This window comes from Pseudomonas sp. P5_A12, from assembly GCF_056400685.1.
In genome coordinates this window covers 1-4,207 of record NZ_JBFUKU010000383.1, presented here as the reverse complement: position 1 = coordinate 4,207, position 4,207 = coordinate 1, and the positions used below count along the sequence as shown (strand labels likewise).

Below are 4,207 nucleotides of genomic sequence, written 5' to 3'. Positions count from 1 at the left end.
GCCCTGAAATACGTGACGCCAAACCAGCGGCACGAAGGCAAAGCAACGGCTCTATTACAAGCTCTCTATTACAAGCTAGAGCAATGCTTTATGGCTAATCCGAGCCGCTGGAGCACTCGAACACGCAACTGGAAGTTGGCAGATGCTGTGTATTTAAACCCAGAGCGCCCTGAAATTAAGAGCGCAACGGGCTAGCAACTGTAAGACAAGGCGACAGGTACCTTGACACGTACCGCGTTTGCCAAAAGGGACTCGCTGTAAGAGCGAAACCGTTAGCGGCCGTTACCGCAGGAATGGATATGTACACCGATTAAGAGAATGGTCGGCTTTCAGGCCGCCTTCGCTGGCAAGCCAGCTCCCACAGGGCCCGAGTAGACCCTGAGGGAGAAACGCCAGACTCAGGCCAGGCTTTTGCTGACCACTTCAAACACATCGCTGGACAGCTGACCCGAAGCACGAATGCGCTCCAACTCGCCTTTCATCAACGCCTGACGCGCATCGTCGTATTTGCGCCAGCGCGTCAGCGGCGCCAACTGCCGGGAAGCGATCTGCGGGTTAAACCCGTTCAACTCAATCACCAGATCCGCGAGGAAGCGATACCCCGAGCCATCAGCCGCATGGAAGTTGATCAGGTTCTGCCCGGCAAACGCACCGACCAGCGCCCGTACTTTGTTCGGATTCTTCATGTTGAAGGCCGGATGCTGCATCAACTGACGCACCCGCTCCAGACCACCCGGCAACGTGCTGCCCGCCTGAACACTGAACCACTGATCCATGACCAGCGGATTGTCCTTGAAGTGCTCGGCAAAACTCGCCAGCGCCTTGGCCTTCTCTGCTTCAAACGGCGAATTAACCAACACCGCCAGYGCTGTCAGGCGCTCGGTCATGTTGTCGCTGGTTTCAAACTGTTCAAGCGTTGCCGCCAACACTTCAGGTTTGCCGCTGAGCATCAGGTACGACAGCGCAATGTTCTGCAACGCCCGGCGAGCAAAGTGCTCGGCCTCGGCCACATAAGGGGTTTTCTTCGACAGGTCGCGGTTGGCCTGATAACGCAGCCACAGCGCCTCGAACAACCCTTCAGCCAATTGCTTGCGGGCAAACTCGCGCGCAATATGAATCGCATCGACATCAGCCACTTCGCTGATTTCAGTCAGATAGGCCTCGCCCGGCAGCGAAAGCATCTCCGCGACCATGGCCTGATCCAGCGTCTCGTCCGACAGCACGGTGCGCAGGGCAGCAATCAGGCGCTGATCCAGCACCAGCGTTTCGCCGGCTTGATGTTGGGCAATCAGCTCTTGCAGCACTTGCACCGACAGTTGCTGACCGGCATCCCAGCGGTTGAAGCCATCGCTGTCGTGCTGCATCAGGAACATCAGTTGATCGCGGTTGTACGGGAAGCTCAGTTTGACCGGCGCCGAGAAGCCACGCAGCAGCGAAGGCAACGGCTGTTCAGCGATGTCGACGAAGGTGAACGTCTGCTCGGCTTCGGTCACCGAGATCACCCGCGAAGTGCCCTGAGCGCTGGCTTCGCCGGACAKACGCAAGGCAATTGCCGCGCCTTTGGAATCCAGCAGGCCCAACTCCACCGGAATCACGAACGGCAGTTTTTCAACTTTGTCCGGAGTTGCCGGGCAGCTTTGACGGAAGGTCAGGCTGTAGGTTTTCGCCGCTGCATCGTAAGACTCGCTCACCGCCAGCCGCGGCGTACCCGCCTGGCTGTACCAGCGTTTGAATTGGGTCAGGTCGACACCGTTGGCATCTTCCATGGCCTTGATGAAGTCATCACAGGTCACGGCCTGGCCGTCGTGGCGGTCGAAATACAGGTCACTGCCTTTGCGGAAGCCTTCGGCCCCGAGCAAGGTGTGGATCATGCCGACCACTTCCGAGCCCTTTTCGTACACCGTCAGGGTGTAGAAGTTGGAAATCTCGATAAAGCTGTCCGGGCGCACGGCGTGGGCCATGGGGCCGGCGTCTTCGGCAAACTGGTGCGTGCGCAGGTACGCCACATCCTGGATGCGCTTGACCGTGGCCGAGTTCATGTCCGAGGAGAACCCGGCATCGCGGAACACGGTGAAACCTTCCTTGAGCGACAGCTGGAACCAGTCGCGGCAGGTCACGCGGTTGCCCGACCAGTTGTGGAAGTATTCGTGGGCGACGATGGCTTCGACACGCTGGTGCGCGGCGTCGGTCGCTGTTTCGGCGCGGGCCAGCACGGCGCTGGAGTTGAAGATGTTGAGGCCCTTGTTTTCCATCGCACCCATGTTGAAGTCGTTGACCGCGACGATCATGAAGATGTCCAGGTCGTACTCGCGGCCGTAGACCTCTTCATCCCAGCGCATCGACTTCTTCAGGCTGTTCATGGCGTGCTGGCACTTGTCGATGTTTTCCGGCTCGACGTAGATGCGCAATGCCACGGCACGCTCGGTCATGGTGGTGAAGGTGTCTTCGACGCACCACAAATCACCGGCCACCAGCGCGAACAGGTACGCCGGTTTCATGAACGGGTCTTCCCAGGTCGCCCAGTGCCGGCCGTCTTCGCCAGGGCCGCTGGCAATCGGGTTGCCGTTGGACAGCAGCACCGGATAGCTGTGCTGTTCGGCGACCACCGTGGTGGTGAACTTGCTCATCACGTCCGGGCGGTCGAGGTAATAGGTGATTTTGCGGAAGCCTTCAGCCTCGCACTGGGTGCAGAACATGCCGCTGGATTTGTACAAGCCTTCCAGCGCGGTGTTGGTTTCCGGGTGGATCTTGACGCTGGTGTCGACCGTGAACGAGGTGCTGGTCGGGTGCAGGGTCAGGTGGTTCTCAGTCAGTTGATAGTCTGCGTCGCTCAGCTCGCGGTCGGCCAGGGTCACCGCCAAAAGCTCAAGCTGCTGACCATCCAGAACCAGCGGCGGCAGGCCCGGGCCGCGCTCGGGATTACGGCGCATCACCAGTTGCGCATGGACCAGGCTGTGGTCCTCGAACAACTCGAAGGTCAGGTGCGTCTCGTCGATCAGGTACTCGGGCGCCTGATAGTCTTTCAGGTAAATCATCTTCGGTTGTTCGGTGCGCATGCTGGAGTCCTTACTGATGCACGGCGAGCTGATAAGCCGTGTATTTACGAATATTGATCACGCCAGTGTCGAAGATCAGGTATTGGCCCTTGACCCCCAGTAGCGTGCCTTCGGCAATCGGATTCTTGTCCAGGTTGAAGCTGACGATTTTGGCCGGGTATTGCTCGACCGGATAGCGGATCTCTAGGGTTTCTACGTCGGCAATCGTCTGGATTGCTTGTAGGCCGAATCGTTCCTGCAAGGTTTGCAGGCCCTCGGCGCAGCTGTCGAACAACTGATCGCGAACTTCGGCCAGATTCACCGACACCGCTTCGCCCTTGAGCAAGGCACGCCAGTTGGTCTTGTCCGCCACCTGACTGCGGAATAGGTCTTCGACGAAACCCGACTGCTGACGGGTGGACACGCGCATGATCGGCAATGCCTGACGGGCGCCTTGATCGATCCAGCGGGTCGGCAGCTGGGTGGCGCGGGTAATCCCGACTTTCACCCCCGACGAGTTGGACAGATAGACGATGTGATCGGTCATGCAAAACGTCTGGCCCCACTCCGGCTCACGGCAGGTGCCGGCGTCGAAGTGGCAACGCTCCGGGCTCATGATGCAGATGTCGCACTGCGCCAGTTTGGTCATGCAAGGGTAGCAGTAGCCCTGGCTGAAACTGGTTTTGGTCTTGCGTCCGCAATGGGTGCAATGAATCGCCCCCAGGTATTCCAGGCGAACGGTGGTACCTATCATTGGATTGACCGGCACCTCGAGGTCGCCCAGACGAAACGCGTACTGCACGTCGGACCCGTCAAGGCGGGCCGACATTTTACTGATTGCACCACGGCCAATCTCGATCAATGGATGGCATCCGACTTGAACAGAATATTCGGCACGCTGATCGACTTCGAACTGCATTCCTGCGGGCCCATGTAACCGGTGCGCTCTTCTTCGGGCAGGTTCTGGATTTCCCAGGCGATCATCGCTTGCAGCGACAGTTCGCGTTGCTCGGCGGTGAGCTTGTTACCGTCCGCCCATTTACCGATTTCCACCGCCAGTTTCAGGCTCTGGTAGATATCGGGGGTGATGTTTTTGATCATTTCGTTAAAAGAGGACATCAAGGTCTCCGCGCTCTTTAATTCATAAACTGTTTTAGGTAAACTGTTTTAGG

Annotated in this window: 3 protein-coding genes and 1 pseudogene; 1 reads left to right on the top strand and 3 read right to left on the bottom strand. The window is 58.4% G+C overall.

Going from position 1 to position 4,207, the window contains the following annotated elements:
* Positions 1-195: pseudogene (locus AC1DSG_RS28360) on the top strand (IS3 family transposase); the annotation flags it as partial.
* A gap of 203 nt (positions 196-398) precedes the next feature.
* Here the strand turns inward: AC1DSG_RS28360 and pepN are convergent.
* From pepN to AC1DSG_RS28345, 3 genes are read right to left on the bottom strand one after another with little or no spacing between them, the layout of a single operon-like run.
* The gene (gene pepN, locus AC1DSG_RS28355) at positions 399-3,056 is read right to left on the bottom strand and encodes an aminopeptidase N (protein WP_477793830.1); all 2,658 of its coding nucleotides are present in this window, start codon (positions 3,054-3,056) and stop codon (positions 399-401) included.
* A 10-nt stretch (positions 3,057-3,066) separates the two neighbouring features.
* Entirely contained in the window at positions 3,067-3,897 is an 831-nt protein-coding gene (locus AC1DSG_RS28350) for a DUF2797 domain-containing protein (protein WP_477793831.1), read from the bottom strand.
* Positions 3,894-4,154 (bottom strand): YeaC family protein, encoded by a 261-nt coding sequence (locus tag AC1DSG_RS28345; protein ID WP_477793829.1) that lies wholly within the window; start codon positions 4,152-4,154, stop codon positions 3,894-3,896. Before AC1DSG_RS28345 ends, AC1DSG_RS28350 begins: the two co-directional genes overlap by 4 nt.
* Positions 4,155-4,207 lie beyond the last annotated feature (53 nt).